Source organism: Calidithermus timidus DSM 17022 (genome assembly GCF_000373205.1).
GTDB lineage: Bacteria > Deinococcota > Deinococci > Deinococcales > Thermaceae > Calidithermus > Calidithermus timidus.
Genome location: NZ_KB890700.1, coordinates 17,121 through 42,197, shown reverse-complemented (window position 1 = coordinate 42,197; position 25,077 = coordinate 17,121). Strand labels below are relative to the sequence as shown.

Annotated in this window: 28 protein-coding genes; 10 read left to right on the top strand and 18 right to left on the bottom strand. The window is 65.9% G+C overall.

The window, feature by feature from the left end:
* Nucleotides 1-11: 11 nt before the first annotated feature.
* The 3 genes from def to cdaA are packed head-to-tail and all read right to left on the bottom strand — an operon-like array spanning nt 12 to nt 2,233.
* Complete coding sequence (def, locus tag B047_RS0113180; protein WP_018467439.1) at nt 12-608, bottom strand: peptide deformylase; 597 nt, start codon at nt 606-608, stop codon at nt 12-14.
* A gap of 6 nt (nt 609-614) precedes the next feature.
* Complete coding sequence (locus tag B047_RS0113175) at nt 615-1,460, bottom strand: CdaR family protein (protein WP_018467438.1); 846 nt, start codon at nt 1,458-1,460, stop codon at nt 615-617.
* On the bottom strand, nt 1,457-2,233 hold the full coding sequence (gene cdaA, locus B047_RS0113170; RefSeq protein WP_018467437.1) for a diadenylate cyclase CdaA: 777 nt from the start codon (nt 2,231-2,233) through the stop codon (nt 1,457-1,459). The genes B047_RS0113175 and cdaA overlap by 4 nt, the downstream gene beginning before the upstream one ends.
* Before the next feature lie 102 nt (nt 2,234-2,335).
* Here cdaA and B047_RS0113165 point away from each other — a divergent pair, with 102 nt between their 5' ends.
* Nucleotides 2,336-3,484 (top strand): MFS transporter, encoded by a 1,149-nt coding sequence (locus B047_RS0113165; RefSeq protein ID WP_018467436.1) that lies wholly within the window; start codon nt 2,336-2,338, stop codon nt 3,482-3,484.
* Nucleotides 3,485-3,492: 8 nt separating this feature from the next.
* Entirely contained in the window at nt 3,493-4,374 is an 882-nt protein-coding gene (pdxY, locus tag B047_RS0113160) for a pyridoxal kinase PdxY (protein ID WP_018467435.1), read from the top strand.
* Nucleotides 4,375-4,379: 5 nt separating this feature from the next.
* On the opposite strand, the gene B047_RS0113155 is transcribed toward pdxY, so the two are convergent.
* Together B047_RS0113155 and B047_RS0113150 are read right to left on the bottom strand one after the other, a co-directional pair.
* Nucleotides 4,380-5,555: a hypothetical protein gene (locus tag B047_RS0113155; protein ID WP_018467434.1), complete on the bottom strand. Its 1,176-nt coding sequence runs from the start codon at nt 5,553-5,555 to the stop codon at nt 4,380-4,382.
* Nucleotides 5,555-6,061: a DUF4384 domain-containing protein gene (locus B047_RS0113150; protein WP_018467433.1), complete on the bottom strand. Its 507-nt coding sequence runs from the start codon at nt 6,059-6,061 to the stop codon at nt 5,555-5,557. The genes B047_RS0113155 and B047_RS0113150 overlap by 1 nt, the downstream gene beginning before the upstream one ends.
* 71 nt (nt 6,062-6,132) lie before the next feature.
* Here B047_RS0113150 and crcB point away from each other — a divergent pair, with 71 nt between their 5' ends.
* Genes crcB through B047_RS0113135 form a run of 3 tightly spaced genes read left to right on the top strand, consistent with a single transcriptional unit; the run spans nt 6,133 to nt 7,499 of the window.
* Entirely contained in the window at nt 6,133-6,507 is a 375-nt protein-coding gene (crcB, locus tag B047_RS0113145) for a fluoride efflux transporter CrcB (RefSeq protein WP_018467432.1), read from the top strand.
* A 2-nt stretch (nt 6,508-6,509) separates the two neighbouring features.
* Nucleotides 6,510-6,842 carry a DUF190 domain-containing protein gene (locus tag B047_RS0113140; protein WP_018467431.1) on the top strand — a complete coding sequence of 111 codons (333 nt, stop codon included), beginning with the start codon at nt 6,510-6,512 and terminating at the stop codon, nt 6,840-6,842.
* A 57-nt stretch (nt 6,843-6,899) separates the two neighbouring features.
* Nucleotides 6,900-7,499, top strand: a complete 600-nt coding sequence (locus B047_RS0113135; protein WP_018467430.1) for a sulfite oxidase-like oxidoreductase — start codon at nt 6,900-6,902, stop codon at nt 7,497-7,499.
* Between the two features lie 79 nt (nt 7,500-7,578).
* Here B047_RS0113135 and B047_RS0113130 read toward each other — a convergent pair whose 3' ends face one another.
* Nucleotides 7,579-8,040, bottom strand: coding sequence for a hypothetical protein (locus B047_RS0113130; protein WP_018467429.1), 462 nt, complete (start codon nt 8,038-8,040; stop codon nt 7,579-7,581).
* Nucleotides 8,041-8,119: 79 nt separating this feature from the next.
* Here B047_RS0113130 and B047_RS0113125 point away from each other — a divergent pair, with 79 nt between their 5' ends.
* Nucleotides 8,120-9,211 carry a BMP family lipoprotein gene (locus B047_RS0113125; RefSeq protein WP_018467428.1) on the top strand — a complete coding sequence of 364 codons (1,092 nt, stop codon included), beginning with the start codon at nt 8,120-8,122 and terminating at the stop codon, nt 9,209-9,211.
* Between the two features lie 45 nt (nt 9,212-9,256).
* Here the strand turns inward: B047_RS0113125 and B047_RS0113120 are convergent, their stop codons facing one another.
* From B047_RS0113120 to B047_RS0113110, 3 genes are all read right to left on the bottom strand, one after another.
* A complete protein-coding gene (locus B047_RS0113120; RefSeq protein ID WP_018467427.1) occupies nt 9,257-10,387 on the bottom strand; it encodes an ABC transporter permease in 1,131 nt (376 codons plus the stop codon).
* 59 nt (nt 10,388-10,446) lie between these two features.
* Entirely contained in the window at nt 10,447-10,830 is a 384-nt protein-coding gene (locus B047_RS0113115) for a 3D domain-containing protein (RefSeq protein ID WP_018467426.1), read from the bottom strand.
* 416 nt (nt 10,831-11,246) lie between these two features.
* The gene (locus B047_RS0113110; protein ID WP_018467425.1) at nt 11,247-12,017 is read right to left on the bottom strand and encodes a hypothetical protein; all 771 of its coding nucleotides are present in this window, start codon (nt 12,015-12,017) and stop codon (nt 11,247-11,249) included.
* An 89-nt stretch (nt 12,018-12,106) separates the two neighbouring features.
* On the opposite strand from B047_RS0113110, the gene B047_RS0113105 reads away from it, so the two are divergent.
* Entirely contained in the window at nt 12,107-12,751 is a 645-nt protein-coding gene (locus B047_RS0113105; protein WP_018467424.1) for a hypothetical protein, read from the top strand.
* 36 nt (nt 12,752-12,787) lie between these two features.
* Here B047_RS0113105 and phnE read toward each other — a convergent pair whose 3' ends face one another.
* From phnE to B047_RS0113090, 3 genes are all read right to left on the bottom strand, one after another.
* Complete coding sequence (gene phnE / locus B047_RS0113100; RefSeq protein ID WP_018467423.1) at nt 12,788-14,434, bottom strand: phosphonate ABC transporter, permease protein PhnE; 1,647 nt, start codon at nt 14,432-14,434, stop codon at nt 12,788-12,790.
* Nucleotides 14,431-15,189 carry a phosphonate ABC transporter ATP-binding protein gene (gene phnC, locus B047_RS0113095; RefSeq protein ID WP_018467422.1) on the bottom strand — a complete coding sequence of 253 codons (759 nt, stop codon included), beginning with the start codon at nt 15,187-15,189 and terminating at the stop codon, nt 14,431-14,433. The genes phnE and phnC overlap by 4 nt, the downstream gene beginning before the upstream one ends.
* A gap of 87 nt (nt 15,190-15,276) precedes the next feature.
* On the bottom strand, nt 15,277-16,167 hold the full coding sequence (locus tag B047_RS0113090) for a phosphate/phosphite/phosphonate ABC transporter substrate-binding protein (protein ID WP_018467421.1): 891 nt from the start codon (nt 16,165-16,167) through the stop codon (nt 15,277-15,279).
* Nucleotides 16,168-16,356: 189 nt separating this feature from the next.
* Here B047_RS0113090 and B047_RS0113085 point away from each other — a divergent pair, with 189 nt between their 5' ends.
* The gene (locus B047_RS0113085) at nt 16,357-17,022 is read left to right on the top strand and encodes an HAD family hydrolase (RefSeq protein ID WP_018467420.1); all 666 of its coding nucleotides are present in this window, start codon (nt 16,357-16,359) and stop codon (nt 17,020-17,022) included.
* A 13-nt stretch (nt 17,023-17,035) separates the two neighbouring features.
* On the opposite strand, the gene gltX is transcribed toward B047_RS0113085, so the two are convergent.
* From gltX to B047_RS0113060, 5 genes are all read right to left on the bottom strand, one after another.
* A complete protein-coding gene (gltX, locus tag B047_RS0113080; RefSeq protein ID WP_018467419.1) occupies nt 17,036-18,466 on the bottom strand; it encodes a glutamate--tRNA ligase in 1,431 nt (476 codons plus the stop codon).
* 29 nt (nt 18,467-18,495) lie between these two features.
* Nucleotides 18,496-19,704, bottom strand: coding sequence for an MFS transporter (locus B047_RS0113075; protein WP_040779924.1), 1,209 nt, complete (start codon nt 19,702-19,704; stop codon nt 18,496-18,498).
* Between the two features lie 62 nt (nt 19,705-19,766).
* Complete coding sequence (bshC, locus tag B047_RS0113070) at nt 19,767-21,263, bottom strand: bacillithiol biosynthesis cysteine-adding enzyme BshC (protein ID WP_018467417.1); 1,497 nt, start codon at nt 21,261-21,263, stop codon at nt 19,767-19,769.
* A gap of 96 nt (nt 21,264-21,359) precedes the next feature.
* Complete coding sequence (locus tag B047_RS0113065) at nt 21,360-21,998, bottom strand: Crp/Fnr family transcriptional regulator (protein WP_018467416.1); 639 nt, start codon at nt 21,996-21,998, stop codon at nt 21,360-21,362.
* A gap of 62 nt (nt 21,999-22,060) precedes the next feature.
* Nucleotides 22,061-22,873 carry a menaquinone biosynthesis family protein gene (locus B047_RS0113060; RefSeq protein WP_018467415.1) on the bottom strand — a complete coding sequence of 271 codons (813 nt, stop codon included), beginning with the start codon at nt 22,871-22,873 and terminating at the stop codon, nt 22,061-22,063.
* Between the two features lie 48 nt (nt 22,874-22,921).
* Between B047_RS0113060 and B047_RS0113055 the strand changes: the two genes are divergently transcribed.
* The gene (locus B047_RS0113055) at nt 22,922-23,185 is read left to right on the top strand and encodes a hypothetical protein (RefSeq protein WP_026234876.1); all 264 of its coding nucleotides are present in this window, start codon (nt 22,922-22,924) and stop codon (nt 23,183-23,185) included.
* Here B047_RS0113055 and B047_RS0113050 read toward each other — a convergent pair whose 3' ends face one another.
* A complete protein-coding gene (locus B047_RS0113050) occupies nt 23,186-24,076 on the bottom strand; it encodes a diacylglycerol/lipid kinase family protein (RefSeq protein ID WP_018467413.1) in 891 nt (296 codons plus the stop codon).
* 109 nt (nt 24,077-24,185) lie between these two features.
* On the opposite strand from B047_RS0113050, the gene B047_RS0113045 reads away from it, so the two are divergent.
* Nucleotides 24,186-25,049: a GNAT family N-acetyltransferase gene (locus tag B047_RS0113045; RefSeq protein ID WP_026234875.1), complete on the top strand. Its 864-nt coding sequence runs from the start codon at nt 24,186-24,188 to the stop codon at nt 25,047-25,049.
* Nucleotides 25,050-25,077: the final 28 nt, after the last annotated feature.

The window sequence follows — 25,077 nt, the reverse complement described above, 5'->3', positions numbered from 1 at the left end:
AGCCCCCGCTTTCAGCCCTTGACCTTCAGTTCCTTGAGAAAGGCCTTGGCCTGCCTCTGCAGGCGGGCCAGCTCCTCACGGTTGTCCTCGAGCCATTTGGCCTTGAGCTCCTTGGGCAGGCGCTCGAAGTAGAGCACCCCGTCGAGGTGATCGAGCTCGTGTTGGATCACCACCGCGTTGTAGCCCTCGGCCTCGTACACTTTGGGCTCGCCCCGCTCGTCTTGGTACTCCACCCGCACCCGCAAGGAGCGGGGCACGTTCTCGGCGTAGAGACCCGGTATCGAAAGGCAGCCCTCGGTGCTTGCTTGCTCTCCCTCGCGGAAAGTGATCACCGGGTTGACCATCACGTGCGTCTGGCGCACCCGGGTCCTGAGGTCGGCGTCCTCGCCCTCCTCCTCGTCCTCCTCGGAGTCGAGGTACTCCGCCCACACGAACAGGCGCTGTGACAGGCCCACCTGGGGGGCGGCCAGGCCCACCCCACGCGCTTCGAACATGGTCTCGAGCATGTTCTGAGCGATGTGGGGAATCTGGGAAAAGTCCGTGACCCTCAGTGCCCGCTTGCGCAGCACCGGGTCGCCAAACAAGCGCACGGTGTAGAGTTCAGCCATCCCGCGTCATTGTACGCGCTCGATGCGGAAAGTTCCCGTAACCCCGTTCACCACCTGCACTCCCTCAGGCAGCAGTAGCTCCAGGGGGGCCTCGAAGCGTCCGGTTTTGAGGGGAACCTTGGCCTCGATTCGCTCCAGATGTCGCAGCACCTGGGGGTCGCCCTGAACCTCGACGCTGGGGGGGAGGCTGGCCTCGAGCACCCGCCACCCCTGGGGAGCCGGCTGCAAGCGCAGGGGAAGCGTCCTGCGGGTGAGTAGAGGGCTCCGCTCGGTGATGCGCACCCGGTCGGGGGTGAGGATGAGGTCGCTCAGCGGTCTACCCTCGATGTCCACGGCCGTAAGCAGCACCACCTCGCTGCCGCCCTCCGCGTAGCCGATGGCCCTGTAGGCCTGGGTCACCAGGCTCGTCGGACCCCTGGCCTCGACCAGGCTCGGCTCCACCATCAACGACTGACTGGGGCTGTAGACGAAGACCGTGAGCGTCTTGGTCTCGTAGCGCTCCACCCTCGCTTCCACGCGGGCGGGCTCGAGGCTCACCAGCTCGACTCCGGTGGGCAGCCCCACCCGCACGTCGCGGATAAAATCCCCACTGTCCACGCCCGAGAGGTCGACGTAGGCGTTGACGGGGGTGAGGTTGCTGCCCTCCAGGAGCCTCGAGGGCCCCCGCAGCCGCAACTGCACCTGGGCGGGCAATCCCACCGCCACCCGGTCCCCGGCCAGGCCCAGCACCTGCAAGGGCCTCGTCAGGGAGCGCTCGGTCACCGGCTGGCTCTCACGCAATTGCAGCCATAGCAGCGCCGAGGCCAACAAGGCCAGCAGCTTGGCCGGGAGGTTGTGCAGCAGGCGGCTCACCCCTCACGCTCCTTCGGTCGCCAAAACCTGAACCCCGCTTCGGAGAGGTTGGCGGAGACCTGCAACTCCTCGCGGATACGCTCGCGCAACTCCACCGGCTGCAAGGGGGGAGAAAGCCGCCCCCCTTCGGCGATCCGCATGGTGCCACGCTCCTCGCTGACCACGATCACCAGCGCATCCGAGACCTCCGAGAGGCCGATGGCCGCTTTGTGGCGGGTGCCCAGGTACTTCTCCTGCTTCTCCGACAGCGGAAAGACGCACCCCGCTGCCAAAACCCGGTCACCCCGGAGGATCACCCCGCCGTCGTGTAGGGGGGTTTTGTTGACGAAAAGGCTCTCCAGCAGCCGCGCCGACAGGCGAGCATCGAGGTTTTCCCCGGTCGCAGCGAACTCACCCAAGGGGGTTTGGCGCTCGATGGCGATGAGGGCTCCGTAGCGCAGGGCACCCAGCCTCTCCACCGCCCGCACCAGCTCGCCTAGCTGGGCATCGGCCAAAGGCTGGCGCTGCAAGCGGCCCCGCCCGATGCGCTCCAAAGCCCCCCGCAGCTCCGGCTGAAACACCACGATCAACGCGAAAGCCCCCAGCGTGGCGGCATTCCCCAGCAGCCAGGAAAGACCGTTGAGCCCCAGGCGGGTCGCAATAAACCACACCAACAAGTACACCAGCAGGCCCCGCACCAGGTTGAGCGCCCGCGATTCCGCGATGAGAACGTATAGGTAATAAAACACCGTAGCAACCGCGAGAATATCCAGAGCATCGCGCCACGTGAGCACTCCTACAGGTTACAGTCATAAGCCCCGCAAAGTCTAAGCCCAACCTGAGTGGCCGCGCGGCCACTCGAGCCGGGGCCCGCTCCGAGCTTTATACTTGCTTTCGTGGTGTTGGATCCCGGCTTGGTGCGGGCTCGAGGGACGATCTCGAGCCTGTTTTTGCTGCACGGCTTCATCGCCGCTTCCTGGGTGGCCCGCATCCCGGCGGTGTCGGAGAGGCTTGGGCTGGAAGCGGTGGTGCTAGGCACCATCCTGATGGGCAACATGGCGGGGTCCTTGGCCGGGAGCATCACCAGCGGGGGCCTGGTAGACCGCTACGGCAGCCGCGCGACGGCGCGGTACGCGGCCCTGGCCTCGCTGGGGGGGCTGCTGTCGCTGGCGCTGGTGCCCAACGCCGTGTTGCTGTTCGTAGGGCTGGCAGTTTATGGCCTGCTGATGAGCTACCTCAACATCGCCATCAACGCCCAGGCCACCGCCCTCGAGGCCCGCTACGGGCGGCCCATCTTCTCCTCCTTCCACGCCATGTGGAGCCTGGGGGCACTGCTGGGGGCGCTCTCGGGGGCGGGGCTGGCGGGGTTGGGGCTCCACCCCCGCCTGCACTTCGCCCTCGTGGGGCTGGTGGGTGCGCTGATCGTGGGCGTGGGATGGCGGTGGCTGCTCGAGACCCCGACCCTCCCCATCCGCCGCGTCTTCGCCCTGCCCACCGGGCCACTGCTCTTCCTGGGGCTGATGGGTTTCTGCACCGCCATCAGCGACGGCTCGATCCCGGGCTGGAGCGGGGTCTACCTGCGCGGCCTAGGGGCTCCCGAGTCGGTTGCGGCCATGGGCTTCGCCGTGCACCAGAGCGTGATGATGCTGGGCCGCCTGAGCGGGGACTGGCTGGTCGCCCGTTTTGGCGCGGTCAAAGTGGTGCGCTATGGAGCGCTGTTCGGGGGCCTTGGCCTGGGGATCGGGGTGCTCAGCCAGAGCATAGAAGGGGCGTTGCTGGGCATAGCCTGCATGGGCTGGGGCATGGCCACGCTGTTTCCTATGATGTTCGCCGCGGCCTCCAACATCCCTGGGCTCTCGGCAGCCAGCGCCATCGCCAGCGTTTCCACCATGAGCACCCTCGGAGGCTTGGTGGGCCCACTGCTGCTGGGTGCGGTGGCCGAGGTGGGCGGCGTGCGCAGCAGTTTCCTGCTGGCGGCGATGCTGGCCGGAGCGGTGAGCTGGCTGGCCTTCTCGCTGTCGAGCTACCGGCCTAGGTCGCTATGATTGAGCCCATGCGCGCGCCGCTCAACATCCTCTCGATCCAGTCGTGGGTCTCCTACGGCCACGTGGGCAATGCCGCGGCGGTGTTTCCCTTGCAGCGTATGGGTTTCGAGGTATGGGCGGTCCACACCGTGCAGTTCTCCAACCACACCGGCTACGGGCAGTACAAGGGCAGCGTCTTCACCCCTGAACACCTCACCGCGGTCGTGCAGGGCATCGCCGAGCGGGGGGCGCTCGAGGCCTGCGACGCGGTGCTTTCGGGCTACATGGGCTCCGGCGCGACCGCCGAGGCCATCCTCTGGGCGCTGGAGCGGGTGCGCGAGGCCAACCCCCAAGCGCTGTACTGCTGCGACCCGGTGATGGGCGACGTAGGGCGCGGGGTCTTCGTGCGGCCCGAAATCCCCGAGGTCATGCGCTCGCAAGTGGTGCCACAGGCCGACATCCTCACCCCCAACCTCTTCGAGCTCGAGCTGCTCAGCGGCCATAGGATAAAGACCCTGGACCAGGCGCTCGAGGCCGCTGACGCCTTGCGCGAGCAAAGCCGCCCGCAGGGCCCGCGCATCGTGCTGGTGAGCAGCCTGCTGCGCCAGGATGTACCCAGCGGCCACATCGAGACCCTGGCGGTGGCCGAGGGCGGGGCCTGGGTGGTTCAAACCCCCATGATCCCCCTCGAGCCCCCCCGCAACGGCGCCGGCGACGTCCTCGCCGCGCTGTTCCTGGGCAACTACCTCAAGACCCAGGATCTGGTGGTGAGCCTGGAAAACAGTGTATCGGCGCTGTACAACCTGCTCGAGCTCACCCACCGGCGTGGCACGCGGGAAATCCAGCTCGTGGCCGCGCAGGAGGAGTACGTCAACCCCTCGAGGCGCTTCTTGGCCGAGCGGGTAGGGTGAGGGCTCTACTGGCAACTGCTCGCGCTGCAGCTAAAGTCCCTGCCCTTGTCGTAGGTGAGGGGGCTGGTGCCGAGCTCGAGGCCTTTCCCCAGCACCTTGAACCCGGCCGAGACCGCCGCGCTGGCCCCCAGGCCCGCCCGCACGGTGGCGGTGGCCGGGGAGGGGTTGAAGGTCATACCCACGTAGGGCTTGGCCTCGAGGGTGGGCCCCGCCACCCCGTAGAGCTTCACCTCCAGCACCATCTTGGCGTAAAGCTGGCCGTTGCCGCTGCTGGGCACGCTGTAGCTGAAGGAGGGGTTGAGGTTGAAGCTGGGCGGCGTCCACACCCCCACCCACTTCTGCGCCCCGTCGCGGTCGTACTTCACCCCGGCGTTGACGCTGAGCGTGGGCTGGATGCCGGCCTGGATGGTCACCTGGTTGTCGGCCCCGCCGGAAGCCCCCACCACCAGGCGCGGCGTGACCACCACCACCACCGGCACTGCCCCCACCAGGAAGGTCTGGCGCAAGGGGGCGAACTGCGCGACCGGCTGCTCGGTGCCCGCCGCCAGGCTGAACTTCTTGTCGGCCACGATCTTGGCCTGGAGCGAGGCGGTGAGGCTCCCGGCGAGCGCGGCCTCGAAAACATCCACGCTGGGCACGCTGCTGCCGCTGGCCTTGTTGATGACCAACCGGAACTTCGGGCTGAGCTTCTGCTGCACGAAGCCGTTGAGGGTCACGGTCACCCCAGCCACCGGCTGGAAGCTCACGTTGCTGATGTTGATCTTCCCGGTCACGTCCTGCACGCTCACGCCGGGCAGCGCCTGCACCAGGCTGTCCTGCCCGATCTGCAGGGTGCCGAAGTCCAGGCCGGCGTCGCCCGCGGCCACGGCCTCCTCGAGGCTGGCCTCCTCGGTCTTGAGGTACACCTTGCGCACGATCTGGGCGCCCACCTGCCGCGACTCGAGGGTGGTCACCTCGGTGATGCGGCGCACCAGCCCGTCGCCCTCGTCGCTGATGACGACTTGGCCGCTCTTCAGCTCCTTGTCGGTCTGCACGTACATCTCGCTGGCGGCCACCGAGTCCACCTCGGCCTCGGGGAGCACCACCGCGTTGGGGTCGAGGCTGAAGCCGCCCGGCTCGGCCGGGGTGCAGCCGGCGAGCAGGGCCAGCAGGGCTACCGTGCCGATCAGGAATCCGCGCATCACTGCACCGCCTCGAGGGTGGTCTCCGCCACGTCGCGCACGGCGGCCTGGCCGAGGTAGGCCTGGGTCTGTTGGTCGAGCTCTTCAGGGCTGAGCTTGCCGCGGAAGAGGCCCGGCGCCGAGACCGGCACGTCGGTGAAGAGCAGGCGGAAGCGCGAGATCCCAGTAGGCGGCAGCACCAAGTAGGTGGCCTGCCCCTGGGCGGTGACGTCGGTCTTGAGGGGGAGGGTGTGGGCGCCCGCCTCGAGCCGCACGTTGCGCTCGAGCACCACCGTGGTGGTGTCGGGGTCGACGGTGATCAGGGTGACGTAACCCGGTCGGCTGAGGGTGAAACTGAAGAAGACCCGCTCGCGCAGCTTGTACTTCCCGCCCACGCCGCGGTCGGGGGCGAAGCCGCCGATGACAGGCTGCAAGCCCCACTCGGCCCGCTGGGCGTCGCTCACGCCCAACCTCGGGGCGCAGCCTGCGAGAAGCGCCGCCAGGATCAGTCCGCTGAAAAACCTCATCATCAGAGTTTAGCAGCAAGGGCGCGAAGCCCGGCTTAAGCTGGCGTTGAGCTTGTTGCTATACTCCGCCCATGAAGCTGCTGCTGGTGATGCTGGGTGGGGCGCTGGGCTCGGCCCTGCGCTACGGCCTGGGGGCCTGGATCCAGGGGTGGGCCGGGCCCGGCTTCCCCTGGAGCACTCTCCTGATCAACGTCAGCGGAAGCTTCCTCATCGGCATCGTGCTCGAGCTCAGCTTAAAAGGCGCGCTGTCGGGGGAAGCCCGCTTGTTCCTGGCGGTGGGCTTCCTGGGCGGATACACCACTTTCTCCACCTTTAGCTGGGAGACCCTCACCCTGGCGCAGGGCGGCGAGTGGCTGCGGGCTATGGGCTACGTCCTGGGCAGCGTTCTGCTGGGCTTCGCGGCGGTGTGGGCAGGGTACTGGCTGGGCGAGCGACTCGGAGGTTAGGGATGAAACTCGAAGGAGAAGCCAAGCTTTTGCGCATCTTCATCGGCGAAAGCGACAAGTGGCAGGGTCGCCCGCTCTATGAGGCCATCGTGCTCGAGGCCAAACAGCATGGCCTGGCCGGGGCCACCGTGTTCAAGGGCGTCATGGGCTTCGGAGCCCACTCGCGCATCCACAGCGCCAAGGTACTCCAGCTCTCCGAAGACCTCCCCCTCATGATCGAGATCGTCGATAGCGAGGAGAAGATCCGCGCCTTCCTCCCCCTGCTCGACGCGATGGTGCGGGAGGGGTTGGTGACGCTCGAGCGCGTCGAGGTGATCCGCTACCAGTCCCGTTGATTCGGAGTGTGGGAATGCTTACCCGCCGATGGCAGGGCGGGGTCTAGACTCTGAGCCATGTTCGGCAAATTCCTCAAGAGGTCTCGCGACGCCGAGGAGGGACGGGTGCCGCCGGGGCAGGTGCTCACCGAGAAGTTCCCCGTGCTGACCTATGGCCCCACGCCCAGCCTGAAGCCCGAGGAGGTCAGGATTTTCCTCGACGGCTTGGTAGAGCAACCCCTCGAGCTCTCTTGGCAAGACCTCCTGAGCCTGCCCCAGTCCGACCTCACCGCCGACTTCCACTGCGTCACCCGCTGGAGCAAGCTCGACGTGCAGTGGCGGGGGGTAAAGGTGCTCGACCTGATGGAGCAGGTCAAGCTCAGACCGCAGGCCAGCGCGGTTTTGATCCACTGCTACGGCGGCTACACCACCAACCTCACCCTCGACGACTTCCTGCGCCCGGAAAACCTGCTGGCCCACACCCTCTTCGGCGAAGCTCTCCCCCGCGAGCACGGCGGCCCCCTGCGCCTCATCGTGCCCCACCTCTACGCTTGGAAGAGCGCCAAGTGGCTGCGGGGCTTCGAGTTCACCGGGCGCGAGAAGCTGGGTTTTTGGGAAGTCAACGGCTACCACCGCCGGGGGGATCCCTGGAGGGAAGAGCGCTTCAGCGACGAGTGATAATCCTCCAAACCAACGAGGCTATCTTTTTGAATCCTAGAGCACACCCCTCCCTGACAGGCGGCCGCCCCGTTCTATCTCAACGCAAATTGGGGCCCAGGCGCAGGCGCAAGCCGAAGACCGCCGAGCCGTTGGCTAAGTAAAGCGAGGGGGCCAGCTCCGCGGCCAAGCTGAGGGTGGGGTTGATGAAGAACTCTCCGCCCACGAGGCCCTCAAAGCCCCACAACGCCACCCCGCCGCCGAAGACCACGCCAATACCGCCACCGCCGTAGGGGAAGAAGCGCCCCTGACCGAAGGTGCTCAAGGCGTGCATGCCGAACTCAAAGAAGCTCACCGGCCCCTGCCCAAATCCGACCTGGGCCCGTAGGCCCAGGCCGCCCAGGAGGTCATAGTCGCCCACCTGGAAGAACAGCGCGGGATAGCTCGAGCCCGCCAGCCAGTTGAAGTCCAGGCCCGCCCCGACGAAGAGGCGGTTGGGTTGATGGTTCTGGGCCAAAGCCATCCCCCACAACAGCGCCAGCGGCACAAGGTAACGACGCATACAGCCTTAGCCTAGCGCTTGGAGTGGGCCAAGACCCTCAATCCAACCTTGAGACAGGCCAGGCGGCTATACTCCGTGCATGAAACACTGGATCGCGCTGCTCGTGTTGTGCTCGCTGGCCTCGGCTCAGCTTCGGGTGGGCATCGCCTTCGACACCGGCGGCAAGAACGACCCCACCTTCAACGGGGTGGCCTATGCCGGAGCCCAGCGGGCTGCCCAGCAGTTCAAGGTTCAACTCTTCGACTTCGAGCCCGGCGACCCTTCACAGGTGCTTCCAGGGGTGCGCAAGTTCGCCGAGGAGGGCCTCGACCTCATCATCGGGGTGGGCTTCGCCACCGAAGCGGGCATCACCGCCACCGCCAAAGAGTTCAAAGACACCAAGTTCGCCCTCATCGACAGCGTCTCCGAAGCACCCAATGTGCAGAGCCTGGTGTTCCGCGAGAACGAGGGAACTTTCCTGGTGGGCTACATCGCAGGCCGCCTGACCCAGACCGGGGTGGTGGGCTTTGTCGGGGGCATGGACATCCCCCTCATCCACAAGTTCGAGGTGGGCTACCGCGAGGGGGTCAAGAGAGCCTGCCCAAGCTGCCGGGTGATCGCCAACTACGTGGGCAACACCCCAGCGGCCTTCAACGACCCGGCCAAGGCCAAGGAGATTGCCAGCTTGCAGAAAACCCAGGGCGCCGACATCATCTACGCGGCGGCAGGAGCCAGTGGGCTGGGCGTGTTCAACTACGTCAAGGAGACCCGCTGCCTCAAAGCCGGCGAGTTGCCCAGAGGGCTTCGCTTCATCCGCGACCCCTTCCGCAGCGTGCCCAAGTACGCAGCCTATGCCCAAGCCTGCGCCGGCAACACCCGCCCGATGTTCTTCATCGGTGGCGACGGCAACCTCAACTTCCTGGGCGACACCGACTCCAACCCCCAGACCCTCAACCACGCCCTGACCTGTATGCTCAAAAAGGTCGACGTGGCTGCTTTCCGCGCCGTGGAAGCCGTGGTCAAGGGAACCTTCAAGGGCGGCATTTTGAGCCTGGGCCTCAAGGAAGGCGGCCTGGACTTCGCCCTCGACGCCTTCAACCAGGCCCTCATCCCCGATACCCTGCGCCGTGAACTCGAGGCCCTAAAGAAGGCCGTGATCGGCGGACAGATCAAGGTACCGGACAGCCGGTAGCGGTGGATGGGAAGCCAGGAGCCGTCGGGCTTATCCACCGACCCCCTAGCGCAACACCTCCCCCGGCTTAACGCGCAGCGCCCGCAAGAGCGGCAGCAGCGAGGCCAGGATCACTACCAGCAGGCTCATCAGCGAGACCCATGCGAAGTCGCTGGCCTTGATGTCCACCGGCAGGCTGGTGAGGAAGTACAGCTCGCCGGGAATGCCGATGGGCCGCCAGGCGAAGTAGCTCGAGAGCCCCCAACCCAGCAGGTTGCCCAGCACCACCCCAGCCACGCCCAGCAGAACACCCTCCAGGGCAAAGACCCCCGCCACCTGAAGCCCGCTGGCCCCCAACACCCGCAACAGTGCGATGTCGGGGGTTTTCTCCACCACTGCCAGCACCAGCACGTTGGCCATGCCCAGCGCGGCCACCCCCACGATCAGGAAGACGATGATGCCGCTGACACGTTTTTGCAGGGCCAACTGCTCGATGAGGGTGCGATAGTTGCTCTGCCAGGGCTGGGGCAGGTAGTCCTCGCCGCTGATGGCCCTCCCTACCTCGTAGGCGCGATCGGGGTCGCGCAGGCGCACTTGATAGCCGCTGATGGCCTTGGGCATACCCAAAAGCCTGCGGTTGTCCTCGAGGGTGGTGAAGGCGTAGCCCGCGTCGAGCAGGGCATTGCCGGTGCTGAAGGTGCCGACGACCTCGAGGGTGACGCGGGTCTGTTCGACAGAAAGGGCGATGAGCTCGTCGCCGGGGAAAGCCGCCAGGCTGCGGGCCAGCATGCTGCCCAGCACGATGGTGCCAGGTTTGAGCCGATGCAGGTCGATCTGGGGATAAACCCCCGCCCCCCCCTCCCCCAGCCCCACCAGGGTGGCGAAATCCACCCCCGCGCTGCGCCCTTCCCCGGCCCGTCGGGTCAGCAGGGCTTTGGCCGCCAGAAACGGGGCCTGGGCCACGACTTCGGGGTTAGGGGCCGGCGGGGTGTTGGGCGCCTCGGGGTTGACCTTGAGCAACAGGATGTGAGGTGCGGCCTTGAGGGTGGCGTCGATGAGGCCCTTACTGAAGCCGTTGAACAGCGACAAAGCGGTGGTGAGCACCATGATCCCCACCGCCACGCCCAGCAGGGTGATGAGGCTCTGGGTGCGGCGGTAGCGCAGGTGGCGCAGGGCCAGGAAGCAGACGAATCGCATAGGCTCAAGCAGCAAAATTGCAGAGAGCAGGCGCTCTCTGCAACCAGCTTTAAACCATTTTAGCCCCGACCTATGCGCAAAACAGTCACCCTCAGTTTGCGCACGCCAAAGCTGATGGCGGTAGAGCGGTTGGGCATCCAGATGTCCATGCGCCAGCTAAAGCGCGGGTGCATGGTGTCCTCGACGACGAAAATCGTGTTCCTGAACAGGTAGTCGAACTGCCCCCGGCCCCGGCCGCTCACGCTGCCCAGGTCCTCCAAGCGCACCTGCGAACCATAGGGCAAGCCGGGCAGGAGGTCGCGACTCACCGCCACGATGCCAAAGCGGGTGCGCGCGCCCGTCGCGGTGATGAAGGGGGTGCTGTCGGTCTCGCGCGGCGAAGAAGTGTAGGCCGTGGCGGTCACCACAAAGGTCGAAGCTGCCCACGCCGATGAAAAAGCCATCAACACGGCAAATGTCAACAGCAAGGAAAGGTTACGGCGAATAGACCCTCTCATATCTGCCCGAGGGTAGGGAGGCTTTCAGAGAAGAATCTTAGAACTGCCTGTGATTTCTCTCATCTTTCAAACCTTTGTCGAGACCTGGCTATACTGCATAAACGTAAACCCGGTGTCAGGTGGGGGATAAAACCAAATGCGCCAACATGAGAGCTGTCTCAAGCCGGTGCTTTATTTTCTAATGAAGTCCGAGGTGTGTTCTGGATTATAAAAGCCGTTTTTCGTGCCAACAAAGCCCATGTGGTTCGGATTATCCCCGACCCACAATGAGCAAACGCCGTCCCCGTCGAATAATAGGCTCAGTTTATCGGTGGCGGTATGACTCCATCACCCCCTTTTCATGCCCGATCCGTCGGGTTCGGCTATTCGATCCAAAGGGTATAAATTCCGCTGTTCACGCCGTCGGTGCAACCTAGCGCCTGGTCGCAGAATCCGGCCAGCCCCCCATTGCTCTGCTCACGCACGAAGATCTGATCGCCGGGCTCGAGGTCGAAGCTCACCCCCGGCTCCCCCCTGAACACCCGGCTGCCGCCCCGCACCACCTCGACGAGCGGGCGCAGGCTGCCGCCGGGGTAGCTGAGGGTGAGCCGGGCCTTCTTGCCCCGGTAGACATAGCTGTCGAGCTGGCCCAAAAAGAGCAAGGCCCCTTGGGTGCTGCCCACGATCTCCAGCCCGCTCGAGCCCTTATACCCCGCTCGAACCACCGCCCGCACCCGCACGCGGGTGGGCTCGTTCAGGCGGTTGCGCACGCGAACGTAGGCCTTGCCGAAGTTGGCCGGGAGGTTGAGGCTGAAGGGCAGGTTGGGGTCGATGAGCTTGGGGTTGCGCTGTGCCGGGGAAAGGGCCAGGCCCGGCGCAACAAACCAGCTTCGGCTCACCGAGCGGGCGTAGGGCAAGCGGTTACTGTCGAAGACGGTAACCTCGAGCTGGGCTGCTTTCGGGTTATCGAGCGCGAAGGCATCCAGGCGCACCGCGGCACCCCCGACCTCGAGGTTGAAGAAGGCGGCTTCGTTTTCCCCCAGTGCCGGCGTAATGACCTCGGCGCCATCGACCCTGATCACGCTGCCCGTGGGAATGCCGGGGGATCCGCAGGCGGCGAGCAAGAGAATAAAAAAGATGAATACAAGGCGCATATGCTCGAGGGTAGCGCATTGGGAGCCCCGCTGGGTGAGCGGAGCCGCTCTAAGCAAACCCTCGCTCCGGCGGTCTATGCTTGGAGCTGATGCGCGCGCCCCTGGTGGCCGCCCTGCTGGGCTTCAGCCCAGCCCTGGCTCAGGGCATTACCTTTTATCTGGGCTTCAGCTTTCCCTCGCCTACCGACTTGCGGGTGGTGCAGGAGGGCCATCCCGAAGCCAGCGTGAAGCAGGCCCACTTTTCCGGCCAGGATCTCCGCTACCCCCTCTACTACGGGGTGCGGGTGTGGTGGGGCGACTTGGATGGGCTGCGCTACGAGCTCGAGCTCATCCACCAGAAGCTCTACTTCGAAGGGGCTGAGGAAAACGGCGAGCTCTTCGATTTCTTCTGGGTCACCGACGGCTTCAACCTGCTCACGTTCAATCTGGCCTACGCCCTGCCCGCCAATCCACTGCGCCTGGTAGGGCGGGTGGGAGCGGGCATCGTCATCGCCCACCCCGAGACCATCGTGCGCGGCAGGGCTTACGGGGTGGACGGCGACCCGCTGTACTACCACTTCGGCGGGCTGGGCTTTCAGGGTGCTCTGGCGCTCGAGGTGCCCGCCGGAGGCTTCGCCGCCCTGACCGAGGGCAAGTTCACCTTCAGCCACAGCCGCATCCAAATCGCGGGAGGCTTCGTGGAGGGGGACTTCTCTACCTGGCACGCGGTGTTCGGCGGGGGCTACGGCCGCTGACGGAGCCGTCGCCGGGGCACAACTTTTGACAAGCCTCTACACCAGCCGGCTGCGCAGCCAGCTCGAGGCGAAGTCGATGAGGTTCACCACGATCACGATGGCGATGACCCCGATGATCATCTGGTCGTAGTTTCCCCCGTCCATCGCCCCCTTGATGAAGTAGCCAATGCCCCCCGCACCCACCAGCCCCAGCACCACCGAGACACGGAAGTTGATCTCGAAGCGGTAGAGGGTGTAGGAGACGAACAAAGGCAGCACCTGCGGTAGGATGGCCCAGCGCAGCACGTTGACCCCGGCAGTGCCGGTGGATTCCAGTGCCTCGATAGGCCCGCGGTCGACGTTCTCGATGGCCTCGGAGTAGAGCTTGCCCAGGTCGGCGATGGAGTGGATCGCCATCGCCAGCACCCCGGCGAAGGGCCCCAACCCTACCGCCGCCACGAAGACCAGGGCCAGGATCAGGGTGTCCACCCCGCGATCGACGTTGTAGAAGGTGCGCATGAAGGCGAACAGGCCGCGCATCAGCGGGCTGCCCTGGGTGAGGTTGCGCGCGGCGAGGAAGCTGGTGGGAACGGCGAAGATGGCCGCCAGGAAAGTGCCCACCAGGGCAATCTCGATGGTGAGCGCCATCTCCGAGAGCACGCTCTGAAGCGGGAAGATACTGCGTTCCGGGTCGAGGGGGTTGATCTGGGCTAAGTTGGGAGGCCAGGCCTTGTCCATGAAGCCCACCAGAAAGGGCCAACCCCTGACCAGCTTTTGCAGCGCGAACTCGGTGGCGTCGAAGGCAGGGAGCAGCACCCCCACCAAAGCCGCCAGGATCAGCCCGGCGCGCAGGTCGCCCGGCTCCTGAAGCTGCGGGCGGCGCAACTGGGCCAGCCCTGCGCCCAGCATCAAGCCCGCGAGGAGGAATACCGCGAAGGCCCCGTACTGAAGCTGGCTTGGCTGCAGCAGGCGGTAGCCCTGCGCCGCGGTCTCCTGGGGGAGGCGGCCTTTGAAATCGGCCAGGCTCTGCACGGGCTTCTCCTCGGGCTGACCGATCTCGCGCAGGATGGCGTTGCGCTCCTCGAGCCCGGCGTTGTACTCCTCGACGATGCGCTGCTCGAGACCGCCTTCCACCCCGCCCAGCAGGCGGTAGTAGCCCGCCATCTTGGGCAGGTAGAGGTGGCCGCCGCTGCTGGAGTTGAGCCAGAAGAACACGAGCCAGCCCAGCAACACCCCCGCCCCGATCAGCGGCCAGCGCAGCTTAGCCCGCCTCCAACCCAGCAAGGCCAGGAGCAGCGGGAGGGTCAGCGCCACGAGCAGCTCCATCAGCCCCTCGAGGGGGATCAGCCGCACCAACCCCGCGGGCTGGCTGATGAGAAACAACCCCGTGAACAGGGCCAGCGCCCCGCCGACGAGCCCACCCAGCGCGGCCACCTGCCCACCTCGGCGGGCCAGCGCTACCGCCGCGACCACCCCCAGGGGTACCAGTGCCAGCAGCGGGTATCTGGGCAACAGGCCCAGCAGCGTGGGCGCAACCGTTTCCCGCGTCAGGTAGCCCAGCGACTGCACGAAGGGAAAGGCCACGAAGGCGATGGCGATCCCGAAGGCCCCGCCGTAGATCAGGCGGCGCATGGAGCCCCTGGCCACGCTGAGGAGCAGGGCGAGGCCGAGGCCCAGCAGGGCATAGATCAAGGCCGCGCTCACGCCACCATCTCCTTTCGCTCGTAGATCGCGTCCACGAGCTCGTCGCTCAGCTCGGCGGCGCTGCCGTCGAAGACCAGCTCCCCCTTCTTGAAGGCGATGATGCGCCGGGCATACTCGAGGGCTAAGTCCAGGGCGTGAATATTGATCACCACCGTCATGCCGAGCTGCTCGTTGAAGCGCCTGAGGATGCGCATGACCTCTTCCGAGAGCACCGGGTCGAGGTTGGCGGCGGGTTCGTCGGCCAGCATGAGCCGGGGCTCCTGGGCCATGGCGCGGGCGATGGCCACGCGCTGCTGCTGTCCGCCGGAGAGCGAGTCGACGCGGGCGCTCTCTTTGGCCGTGAGGTCGACCCGCTCGAGCTGTGCCCGCGCGATCTGGTAATCGCGCTCGGTGTAGAGCCCCAGCAACCCTCGCCAAGTCGGCAAATAGCCCAATCGCCCGTGCAGCACGTTGTCCAGCACGCTCAACCGGGTGACGAGGTTGAACTGCTGGAAGATAAAGCCCACGCTGCGGCGGTACTTCTGCAACTCGTGCTTGGAGAGCCGGGTGATCTCCAGCCCCTCGACCCTGATCGAACCCTCGGTGGGGATCAGCAGGCCGTTGAGGGTGCGCAAGAAGGTGCTCTTGCCCGCTCCCGAGCGCCCGATGATGGCGACAAAGTCCCCCTTGGGGATGTCGATGTTCACGTTTTTGAGGGCCTGAAAGGGCCCGTTCTTGGTCTGGAAGACCTGACTCACTCCTCTGACTTCGATCATTACGGACTCCGCTCGATGGCTAACAGCCTAACCCAAGAAAGGGCCTCCAGGCGAACCCGGAGGCCGATGGCGCAATTTTGGGCTGATTCAGTCCTGACCGGCCACCTTGCGGGCCTCACGCACCACGTCGTAGTCGGAGTCCTTGGCCGGGATCATGTAGTCGATGCGGTAGAGGTTGAGCAGCAACTTGCTCTGAGGGGTGCGGATGCGCTGGATGGCCGCAGCGATGCCCTTGGTGAGCGAGGGGTACTTCTCCTGGAACTGCTTGGAGACGCTGAAGGTATCGCCGGGGATGGGCTTGGAGTAGAAGATGGCGGTGAGCTGGGCGGCTTCCTCGGGCTTGAGGAACTGGGTCCAGGCCCCGCTCTTGTTCTTGTCGTCGTTGGCGAAGGTGGCGGCCGCGTCTACCGACTTGTTGAGCACGGCCAACACGGCGGAGTCGTGCTTGCCGGCGAAGATCTGCTTGGAGAAGAGCTTGTCGGGGTCCAGGCCAGCGCTGACCAGCGCGGCGCGGGGGAAGACGTAGCCGGCGGCGGAGTTCTTGTCCACCCAGGCGATGGTCTTGCCCTCGAGCTGCTTGACGTTCTTGATGCCGGAATCCTTGCGCACGATGATGGCCGACCAGTAGAAGGGGCTGTTGCCACGCACCGACTTCAAGAGCACCTGCGCCCCCACGTCGCGGTGGGCGATGACGTAGCCATCGGGCGGGTAGAAGGCGAAGTCGAGGTTGCCCCCGCGCATGGCCTCGATGAGGCCGCGGTACTCGGTGGGGATGAAGATCTCCACCTCGACCGTGCCCTTGAACTCCTTCTCGATGAAGTCGGCGATGGCCTGAGCCGCCGGGCGGAGCTGGTCGGAGTTCTGGGTGGGGTTGAAGCCGATGCGAACTTTGATCGGGGCCTGGGCAAAGGCGAAGGACACCACGATCAGGGTGGCGAGCGCCACCAAGCCAAGGATTGCCGCTAGCGTACGTTTCATACCGCAACCAGCCTACTACGAATTGTCAAAGTTGTATCAGGTCAAAACACCTTCTGGAAGGCTTCTCATGTACCCAACGGGAACACGGGCCGTGTGCCTGCGACCCGACAGGTTTTGCGCGTATCCGGCCCGGTGTACCGGTGGAGCAACCGTTGACCCAGATCTGCTCAGGCGCTAGGCTCAACCCCAATGAAAGCCCTGGTCTTCGACTTCGACGGCACCATCCTCGACACCGAGCAGGCCGAGTACACCGCCTGGACCCAGGCCTACGCCCGCTACGGCGGCGAGCTTACCCTGCACGACTACCTTCCCCTCATAGGCACCGCCGAGCCGGTCTTCGACCTCTACGCCCACCTCGAGGCCCAAATCGGCCCCTACGACCGCGAGGCCTTCGACCGGGAGCGCCAGGAAGTGCTCCACAGCCTGCTCGCTCAGCTCGAGCCCCTCCCCGGCGTGCCGGAGTGCCTCGAGCAGGCCAGGAAACTGGGGTTGAAGCTGGCGGTGGCCTCGAGTTCCTCCGCCGCCTGGGTGCTCGGACACCTCGAGCAGCACCACCTCCTCCAGGCTTTTGACCACGTGATCACCCGCGAGTACGTCGCGCGTACCAAACCCGACCCCGCGCTGTTTCTGAAGGCAGCGGAGGCTCTGCAAGTCGCTCCGGCAGAGTGCGTGGCCGTGGAGGACTCCCTCAACGGGGTCAGGGCCGCAAGGGCCGCAGGGATGTTCACCATCGCCGTTCCCAACCCCCTCACCCGTCACCAGGACCTCCGCCAGGCCGACGTGCTGTTGCCCAGCCTGGCCGGACTGGAGCTCGAGCCTTTCCTCTCGAGCCTGAAGCCTGTTCATCCTCGCTGAGAGCTGCTGGGTGCTACGCTTTTAGCGCCCTTGCCAGCCGCTCGAGCACCCGCTCCTTGCCCAAGATCATCAGCAGGTCGAACATGCCGGGGGTCTCGAGCGATCCGGTGAGGGCGGCCCGCAGGGGCTGCATCACCGCGGCGGCCTTGAGGCCCTTGGCCTCAGCGAAGCCCTTGAGCGCAGGCTCGGTGGTCTCGGGGAGGAAGTTGGGCAAGGAGGCGAGGAGTTCGCGCAGCTCACCCAGAAAAGCGCGGCCTTCCTCGAGCTTGGCCTTGGCCTTCTCTTGCATGGGGTAGTCTTCGCGGAAGAAGTAGACCGCCTTCTGCACGAACTCCGACAGCGTCTCGAAGCGGGCCCGCATGGCCGTGATGACCTGCTCGAGGTAGGCCTCGGAGGGGTAGGTGTAGCCGGCGGCCTCGAGGAAGGGCTTGAGCCGCACGGCCAGCTCCTGCAACGAGAGCACCTCGCGGATGTACTTACCGTTCATCCACTTGAGCTTGGCCAGGTCGAATACCGGGCCGCCCAGGCTGATGCGCCGCAGGTCGAAGTGCTCGATCATGTCGGCCACGCTGAAGATCTCCCGCCCGTCGGGCATGCTCCAGGCCATGGTGCCCAGGTAGTTGAGCAAAGCCTCGGGCAAAATGCCCTGAGCGCGGTAGCTGTCCACGCTGGTGTCCATCTTGCGCTTGGAGAGCTTGGTCTTGTCGGGATTGCGCAGCAGCGGGGTATGGCACCACACCGGCTCCTCCCAGCCGAAGGCTTTGATGAGCAGGACGTGAAAGGGCGTGCTGGTGAGCCATTCCTCGGCCCGGATGACGTGGGTCACGCCCATGAGGTGGTCATCTACCATGGCCGCGAGGTGGTAAGTGGGGTAGCCATCGGCCTTGAGCAGCACCTTGTCGTCGAGCTGGGCGTTGTCGAACTCTATTGGCCCGCGCAGCAGGTCGTTGACGACAGTCTTGCCCTCCAGGGGCACCCTGAGCCGGATGACGTGGGGCTCCCCGGCCGCCGCCCGGCGCTCAGCCTCTTCGCGGGGGTAGTCGCGGTAGCGGCGGTTGTAGCCCTGCTCCTGCCTTCCAGCCTTGCGGGCCTCCTCGCGGGCGGCGGCGAGTTCTTCTGGGGTGTCGAAGGCCCGGTAGGCAGCCCCCGACTCCAGCAGCCGCCGGGCGTGTTCGTGGTAGATATGAAGCCGCTGCGACTGCACGTAAGGACCATTGGGCCCGCCCTTGAGGGGGGATTCATCGGGGGAAAGCCCGAGCCACTCGAGCATCTCCAGTATTCGTCGCTCAGAGGTTGGGTTGTAGCGCGTGCGGTCGGTATCCTCGATCCGCACGATGAACTTTCCGCCGTGCTGCTTGGCGAAGACGTAGTTGAACAGCGCCTGGTAAGCCGTCCCAACGTGGGGGTCGCCCGTAGGAGAGGGCGCAATGCGGGTCACGACCATAGCATCAAGATTATTACCTCAGCTCCTGGCTATCGACCATCAGCCCTTCTCAGCCACAGCAAATACCCCACCGCCAGCGTCCTGAGCACGATGGAAGCTGCGATGGGAAGGTGGTAGGGGCTAGGGCCCAGGTGCAAGCTGCCCAGCGCTCCGCCCAGGGCTGAGCCCAGCATCCCGCACACCCCCACCACGATGCCGAACACCGCCAGGTATGCACCCCGGTGGACGGCGGGAGCTTGTTGCAGGGCCGCGTTGGTCTGGGCAGCCCCCAAGCCGCTCCAGCACAGCGCGTCGGCCACGGCGGCGAGCCAGATGGGAAAGGTGTGCCCCGGCCCCCCCAACAGCCACAGCCCCGGCAGCACGATAGAACCCACCAGTCCGGTCCAGACCAGCACCACCCCATGCCCGTAGCGATCGGCGAAGCGGCCCCACAGCGGGCCGAACAGCAGGCCGCAGGAAGCCGAGATAAGCGTCCACAGGCCCACTTCGGTGAAGTTGAGTTTGGCGTATTGTAGAAAGTAAGGGAAGGCGAAGGGACCTCCCACCATCACCGCCATCCACCACAAGCCGATGAAGCCCAAAAACCCCAGGAAAACGCGGTCGCTCAGAGCCGTGCGTAGCGAACCGGAGGCGCTCGAGCTCACGTGGGGCGGTTCGTGCTGCCAGCGCAGCACCTGCGAAGCCATGATCCCGAGCAATACCCCCAGCCCCAGCACGATCAGGAAGCCCCAGGGATCGGGCATGGCGTCGATGAAGGCCCCCGCGCTGAGGTTGCCCACCGTGCCCACCAGCCCCAGTACCGCGTTGCGAAAGCCGAAGTAGCGCCCTCGCTCCCTGGGGGGCACCAGGTCGGCCATCCAGCTCGTCCACAGCACATTGACCGGGGCGACCACCAGCTGGCTCAGCGCCGCGATGAGCAAAAAGGCGGGAATGCGCAGGGGCTCGGGAAGCAGGGGCACCAGCAGCACCAGGGCAAAGAGGGCCCGCCCCCAACCGGCGAGCAAAATGGTGTAGGGTTTGCGCTGGCCTTTGAACATCAGGGCGAAGGGCGCAGCCAACTGGCTGAGCAAGGGGATGGCCCCCAGCACCGCCAAGGCGGCGGGGCTAGCCCCCAGCCACAGGGCATAGCCGGTGACCACCACCCCGGTACTCCAGTTGATGAACAAGATCGCCAGCGCACCCTCCCAGACCGAGAGGCGCAGCGAGCGCAGGGGTTCTTGGCTTCCGAGTCGGAGCATGACGGGGATGGGCACAAAAAAGCGGACTTTTGCAGCCCACCCAACAGTCTTGCATCCTTTGGCTAGATCTCCAAGATCGCCCGTCCGGTGGATGAAGCTTGCTTCAAGGCCCTCAAGGGAACTTCCCCGTGTTTGAGCAAGTACATCAGAAAAGGGTAAACCCGCTCCTGAGGCACGCCGTCGGGGGTGAGGTGCAAGCGCAGCCGCTCGAACTGGTTGTGGGCGATGCCCTCACGGCGCAGTTCGGTCTGCAGCACGATGTGCCTGAGCCGCTCGAGCTCGTGAGCGATGCGCACTTGGGCGCGGTGGGTGGGGCGCTGGAGAGGAGCTTCAAGGAGGTGGGACCTCAGCCGCTCGAATTCGTCCCGGATGCGGCCCAGGGCTTGCTCGATGGCGGCCACGCGGGCGTCGTCTTTAGCCAGAACTTCCAGGAAACGCGTCTCGGGGTCGTCCTGAAAAGCCCACGCATCGAGGCCGTACTTCTCCAGGATGCGCCTGACGGGGGGCTCGAGCACCACCGCGCTCAGGCGTCGGACCACGGCGGGGGGCTCGAGGCCGTGCAGCCGGTAGACTCCGCCCAGCTCGGCCACGTACTTCAGCTCGCCCGGCCCCACCACGAAGGCGGCGGTGGGCAGCACCGCGTCCTGCAGCACCGGGCGCAGCCCAGCGGCAGGGGTCAGGCGGGAGGGGTCGTCCTCCAGCAGGGCCTCGAGGTCGGCGCGGCTGTAACATCGCCGCCCGTCGTCGAAGTATCCCTCGCGGTAGCGCAGCAGGCGGCGCTGACCGTCCTCACCCTCGAGAAACAGGTTGGTGGCGGCCTCACCCCGCCCCAGCACCGGGTGCAACCCCTGCGCGCGCATGGCCTCGGCGGCCTGGTTGATGGCCACAGAGGAGGCCAGCGGGTCGCTCAGTTCCCGTCGCAGCGCCCCGGCAAACAAAGGCGCCAGCTCGGGGGCCATGGGGTCGAGCAGCACCAAGCCTTCATAGCCCAAGAACTCCAGCATCAACCGCGCGAAGACCTCGGCATAGGTCCACTCCCCCTTGAGGGCTACGCAAACGCGCCGCTGCACCGAGGTCACCCCCTTGAGGCGCTCGAGCAGCCCACACACGGCGGCGACATGCGGCGCGAAGGGAATGCGCCCGGTGGGGCGGGCGTGGGGCAGCTCGAGGCTCAGCGTATGCACCTGCTCGTCGAAGCCGAGCATCCGCACGCTACGCACCTCGTCGGTGTCGTGATCCTGCGAGGCCACCCAGAACACGGCCACCACCGGTCGGTCGGGGCGGTCGTACTCTTTGGCGAGGGCCAAAGCGGTGTGAGCCTTGTAAAAGGTGAAGCCGGGGCCGGTGAGCAGCCCGGCCTGCTGCCCGGTCACGATGACGCGGCTGTTGGGATGGGCCAGCCTACGGGCGGCCTCGAGCGCCTCACGCGGGGCCCCCAGTCGCTTCAGGTAAGCCAGCAGCCCCGCCGAGAGCGCTGGGCGATCTGCTGCGCGGGGCTGCTCCAGCAGGCGCGGCAAATCGGCCAGGCCGTAGGGGAGAAAGCGCGTGATCTCGGACATGTGGCAACTAAGCTACCCTAGCTGCGCGAGCCAGATTGAGGAATGGGGCATTATTGGGGCTATAGTCGAGGGCTTAGGGTCTAGGGTCGCCTAGCCTCACCTCGAGATCTCCTGCAAAGCCTGCGGCTTGAGCACCAGGATCCGACGGTAGCCCAGCTCGAGCACATCCTCCAAAGCCAAGTCGGCCAGCACCTTGCTCACCGTCTCACGGGTCGAGCCGATGATGTGGGCCAAGTCCTGATGGGTGAGCACGATCTCCAGCCCCTCCTCACCCTTCTGCATGACCTCGAGCAGCGTCTTGGCCAGACGTGGCAATACCTCCTTAAAGCGCAGGTCGCGTAGGCGCTCCTCGGCCCGGTGTAGCCGGCGGATCAGCATGATCAAAAGCGCCCGCTGGGTGTCGGGGAAGCGGCTAGCCACGCGCGCGAGGTCTTCACGCGCGGCGGTGAGCAGTTCGCAGTCGACCAAAGGCTCGGCGAAGACCCCATACTTGTGCCCGGTGAACAACGCCGCCTCGCCGAAGATCTCTCCCTGCCCCACCACGGTGAGGGTGATCTCCTCCTCCTTGCCCCCAAGCTGGAACAGTCGGACCCAGCCCTCCTTGACGTAGTACAAGGTCATCGCCTCGTCCTCGGGATAACACAAATACCCTCCCCGGCGGGCGGTGTAGGGGTGGAAGATCTGCTCGAGTTCGGCACGGGCCTCGTCGCTGATGCCCGCTAACTCCGGAATCATACGTCTTACTTTATCGGCTTTGTCACAATTTGGTACGGGGTGCGGGGATACAAAAGCCACGCTTAAATCAGGAAAGCTGGCTGGGACTGTCTGGGCAGCAGTCCCCGCCCCTCCGCCCGCCGAAACAGCTCGCGCACCGCGCGCTCGCCCTCCTCCCCCACGTCCAGCGAGAAATCGTTGACGTAGGTGCGGATGTGCGCCCAGATCACCTCGTCCTCCAGCTCGAGGGCGTGCTGCTTGATGTAGGCCACGGTCTCCTGGGGGTGGGCGTAGGCGTACTCGAGGCTCTGCCTCACGGCGCGGTCGAGGGCGCGAATGGTGGGCTCACCCAGGTCGCGCCGGGCCAGGATCGCGCCCAGGGGGAGCGGCAGACCGGTTTCGCCCTCCCACCACTCACCCAGGTCGAGCACCTTGACCAGCCCGTAGCGAGGGTAGGTGAAGCGCGACTCGTGGATGATGAGGCCGGCGTCTACCTCGCCGGCCTGCACGGCGGGCATGATGCGGTCGTAGCGCATCTCGACGGGGATGAAACCCTCGTCGCGCAAGCTCAGCAGCAGGAAGGCCGTGGTGTGGCGCCCGGGAATGGCGATGCGCTTGCCCCGCAGGTCGCCCAGCGGTTCCCTAGCCACCAGCAGCGGCCCCACCCCACGCCCCAGCGCCCCGCCCGAGCGCAGGGCCACGTAGCGCTCGCGCAGGCGTCCGTAAGCGGCGTAGCTGATCTTGGTCAGGGGCAACCTGCCTTCCATAGCCCAGACATTGAGGGTTTCGACGTCCTCCAACACCTCTACCACCGGGGCGGGTGTGGCGATCTTGCCGTGGGAAAGGGCATAGAAGATGAAGGTGTCGTTGGGGCAGAAGGAGTAGCCGAGCTGCATCAGCCCTATCCTACACAGCCCGGCCTACCCGTGCGCCACAATAAGGGCATGATCGACGTGAAGCAGGCTGTGCAGATCGCCAACGACTACATTCAGAGCCTTTTTACCGAGCGGCAGATCCCCGAACTGCGCCTGGAGGAGGTGGAGCTGAGCCAGGACGGGAGCTTCTGGGAGGTGACGCTGAGCTTCGTGGTGCGCGAGCCCACCGCCTACTTGAGCCTGGGCGACGCGGCGCGCACACGGGAGTACAAGGTGTTCCGCATCAACGCCGAAACCGGGCAGGTGCAGAGCATGAAAATTCGGAAGGTCTGATCAAGGCACCGCCACCCGCAGCGCAGCGGGGTGGATGCGCACTTCGTAGGTGCTGTGGGTCTGCAACAGCTCTCCGTCGGCGTGGGCGGGGGTTGCGCGGTCGTAGCGCACGGTGAAGCTTCTGCCGCTGAACTCGTAGACGTGGGGATGTCCCAGGTGCTTTCCGGCCAACAGGCGGGGCAGGATGCCCAGCACCCCGATTTTGGAGAACTCGCCCGCTACCAACACGCTCAAAAGCCCGTCGTGAGGGGAGGCTCCGGGCGTGATGGGGATGCCTCCGCCGTAAGTACGGGCATTCATCAGGGCCGAGAGCAGGGCCCGGCCCTGGAAGAGGACCTTTCCCTCGGCCTCGAGCGTCAACTCCGGCAGCTTCAGCTCGCGCAGCACGGCGAAGAGGGAGTAGAGGTAGCGGGGCATCCCGCGCAAAAAGGTGGGGGCCGAAAGGGCCTTGTGGGCCACCTGGGCGTCGAAGCCGATACCCACACTGGCTCCAAAGGCTTCGCCGTTGACCTCGCCCAGGTCGAAAGCCTGGGTCTTGTCGCCCAAGGCTACCCTCAGGCTGTGCTCGAGGCTCAGCCCGTGCAGGCCAACCATGCGGGCGAAGTCGTTGCCGCTGCCGATGGGCACCACCCCCAAGCTTCTGTCGCTGTGGGCGATACCCCGGATCACCTCGTGAACCGTGCCGTCCCCGCCCACCGCCACCACCCGGCTTCCGGCGGGGGCTTCCCGGGCCAGGATCACCCCATTGCCGGGGGCCTGGGTGTGCAGCAGTCTCAGCGGCTTTTCGCCGGCCACCTCGCGCAGGGCGGCCTCGAGCTGGGAGGCCATGCGCCCCACCCGCCCCCGACCAGCGGCAGGATTGAGGATGACGGTGATGGAGGAGGGAGCCATGGGGTTGTGGCTGCATTGTAACGCTCGAGGCCCGCTGGGCAAGGGCTTTGGCGCCAGTGGGGCAGGAGGCCCTAACGGGAGGGGGGAAGCCCGGTGCTACACTGGTTTCATGATCCGTCCGGTTGCGCGAAAGGATATGCCTCAGATCCTCGAGCTGCTGCGCTGGATGGACGAGGACCCATCCAGGCGCGTGCTGGCTCCCGAGGCGCGGCAAGAGGAAGGGCTCTCCTGGGAGATCCTGGGGATGTCCGGAGATGGCGACACGGCCTGGGTGCTCGACAAAGACGACAAAGTGCAGGGCTACCTAGCGCTGCACCCCCTCGACGATGAGATGGCCCTGGAAGGCCCGCTGCTGCTCAAGCCCGACGATGGCCTGCTCAAAGCCGCCATCGCCGAGGCCAAGAGGCAAGGCTGCCGCACCCTGCTGGCCTTCCCCGACGAAGCCAACAAACCCCTGCGGGCCATGCTCGAGGCGGCGGGCTTCGCCCCCCAGCACACCACCTACTTCTACAGCATCGGCCCCACCAACCTCTCCTACCCGCCCCCCAAGGGTGTGAAGATCGTCCTGGCCGAGCCGGTGAACCCCGAGCACTACCGTGAGGTTTACAGGAAATGCGAGGACGGCTGGAGCCAGCGCCTGGGTTGGGAAGACGACGAGCTCGAGGCCTACTTCGCCGACCCCGAGGTCAGCTTGTTCATGGCCTACCAGGGCAACAAGCCCGTGGGGATGGTAGAGCTCGAGATGGACGAGGACGAGGCCGAAATCGCCTACATCGGCACCATCCCCGAGGCCAGGGGAAGGGGAATTGGCCGGGCCATGCTGGGCCTAGCCGCCGGCGAGGCTTTCAAGCACGGAGCCAAGCTGCTGCGGGTGCGGGCCCACGACCACGAGAAGGCCGCCCAGGAGCTCTACCGCAGCCTGGGCTTCGCGCTGGAGGAAGTGGTGGTGACCTACGCGCTGGATTTGGACTGAAACGGGCGAGGGCTGAGCGTTCGGCGCG